At 46.7% G+C, this 2,274-nt stretch carries 2 protein-coding genes; both read right to left on the bottom strand.

Annotated elements, in window-relative coordinates; genetic code table 11:
- Positions 1-10: 10 nt before the first annotated feature.
- A complete protein-coding gene (locus Q0277_RS07545) occupies positions 11-1,081 on the bottom strand; it encodes a DNA recombination protein RmuC (RefSeq protein WP_297996960.1) in 1,071 nt (356 codons plus the stop codon).
- Complete coding sequence (locus tag Q0277_RS11190) at positions 1,071-1,883, bottom strand: hypothetical protein (RefSeq protein WP_366517333.1); 813 nt, start codon at positions 1,881-1,883, stop codon at positions 1,071-1,073. Before Q0277_RS11190 ends, Q0277_RS07545 begins: the two co-directional genes overlap by 11 nt.
- Between the last annotated feature and the right edge of the window lie 391 nt (positions 1,884-2,274).

A 2,274-nucleotide genomic window follows, 5' to 3' on the forward strand; every position in this document is an offset into this window, starting at 1 on the left:
GTTTGCCTCATTACAGCTCGCCAAAACGCTCAAAGCGGGCTTTTAGAGATTTTGCATTTTTGTTTAAAAGCTCCGCTTGCGCGGCGAGCTTATCTGCGTATGTTTGAAGCGCCGTCGCATACTTAGCATGCGTCTCAAAGTCCGATTTTAGCGCGTAAATTTCATCTTTTACCGATTTTATATTTTGCGCTAGCGCCTCGTCTTTTACGAAGATGCGGATCGTGCCTAAAAGCGCCAGTAGCGTCGTGGGTGATGCCGCAAAAATGCCGATTTGCGCGCAGTATTCAAGCACCTGCGGCAGCTTCTCGCAGACGTAGACGAAAACCGCTTCGCTGGGCACGAATAGCACCGCAAACTCCGTGCTAAGAGGCGGTATGATGTATTTTTCCGCGATATCTGCGGCATGCTTTTTCATATCGGCGGCGAGTTGCTTATCCGCACTAGCAAGCACTGCGGCGTCGTTTGAGGCGGAGGCGGCGATAATTTTTTCATAGCTTTGAAGTGGAAATTTTGAGTCGATGCAAAGAATTTTTTCTTTTGCGATATGTAGCGCGCAGTCCGCGATCCTGCCGTTTGGTAGGTGCTTTTGCAGCTCGTAAAACGCGGCGTTTTGCCCATAAATCATCGATAAAATTCTCTCTAATCGGTACTCGCCGAAGTTGCCACGCAGCTTGACGTTGCCTAAAATCGAGTTTAGCCTTGCGATTTCGTCACGCACCTGAAGCGAAGTTTTGTTTTGCTCGCTCATTCGCGCTAAATTTTCCGCTATGTCCTTAAAGCCGCGATCCAGCGAGCTTAAATTCTCGCTAAGAGCGCTGTTTTGGCGCTGCAAGCCCTCGCTCAGGGATCTATTAAGATAATAGAGCTTATCGTTAAAGCCGTCGTTTAGGCTTTGATTTAGCTTAAAAAGCTCGGCACTTGCTCTCGCACTTTGAGCTGTGAGCCTTTCGTTTAAAAGCTCGCTAAGCGTGGAGTTTGCATCGCTTATGCGGCGGTTTTGTAGCACGAGCGCGATCAGCAGGGCAAGCACTAGCGCAGCAAAAAATGCAAACGCCGCGAGCAAAATCCCATCAGCGCCCATTTTCTTGCACGCTTTGCGGATCTAAAATTTCATTTTTGTAGCGCAGATATTCGATGTCGTTGTTAAGCGCGCGATTTTCCTCAAGCAAAACCTCGTGCTTGGTACGAAGCGCGGCGATGTCGCGGCTGATGTAATAAATTTCGTTGCGGATGTAAATCGCCGGCACCGTCAGCAAGAACGCAAATCCGATTAACAGATAAACGACTAAAAGCTGATAAAGCGTGAGATTTTTCTCCTTTTTTTTCTCGGCATCGTAGTTACGTAGTAGCTCGTCCTGTGCGCCAGCAAAACTGCCATAGCTGCGCCCTGCGGCAAGGCTTGAATAATCCTGCACGCCCATATCCGCGTAATTTTGATTTTGCGTGCTTGCAAAGTTCGCACCCGCAAACGCCGCATAATCCACCTTGCCGGTAAAATTGGCACCTGCAAAATCGCCGTAGCTCGCTCCAGTTGCGGATTTCTCGCTACCGCGAGTGACTGAAAGATTTACGTCGTCGCGTCCTTTTAATTTTACTTTGTTGCTTTTATTAAATTTTGTTCCGCCGCTTTCTGAATTTAGATAGTTTTGGGTATTTGTAAAGCCTGAACTTTCGAATCCCAAGCTAGTAAAATCGTCGTAACCGCCCGCTGCGCCCGCGTAGTTTCGTTTTACGGAAAGATCCGCGGCAAGCTTATCCTCTAGCTCCTCATCCGTCAGATCCTCCATAGCTCGTCTTTTCGCAAGCTCTATGCCCGCTAGATCAGATGTTCCTGCGAAGTCGTGCCCGTCATCGTCGTCGGCAAAATATTCATATTTATTCATCTAAAATCTCCATAAATTTAAAACCACGATCTTATCTTTACTCACCGCCAAGGCGCCTGCGTCAAGATAAATTCAGCTCGAAGCCCGCAGCTCGCGTGTACCCAGCAATGAGCCGTTAAGGTAAAATTTAAAAGTCAAAGTTACGGGCAAAATTCTTCTTTGCAATTTTACCTCGGTAAATGGAATTTTATCTTAACTTGCCAAATTCTATCTCGGCCAGCAAAAACAAAATTTTACTTTAACGGGCTATTTCGTTTATTTGGCTGGCTCTTTGCACGATATTGTATAGCAGCAGAAGCTTCAAAAGAAGCATCGTGTTAATTTTGCGCGTTTTTTTGCACCGCCTGCTTAGGAAATTCATTTTGACAGGTAAAAATCGAGCTTACTTTAC

Source organism: uncultured Campylobacter sp. (assembly GCF_938030815.1).
GTDB lineage: Bacteria > Campylobacterota > Campylobacteria > Campylobacterales > Campylobacteraceae > Campylobacter_B.

What these genes read in the sequence shown, in the direction of transcription:
- Q0277_RS07545 (WP_297996960.1), bottom strand. Translation starts at nt 1,081, where the DNA reads ATGGGCGCTGATGGGATTTTGCTCGCGGCGTTTGCATTTTTTGCTGCG.
- Q0277_RS11190 (WP_366517333.1), bottom strand. Translation starts at nt 1,883, where the DNA reads ATGAATAAATATGAATATTTTGCCGACGACGATGACGGGCACGACTTC.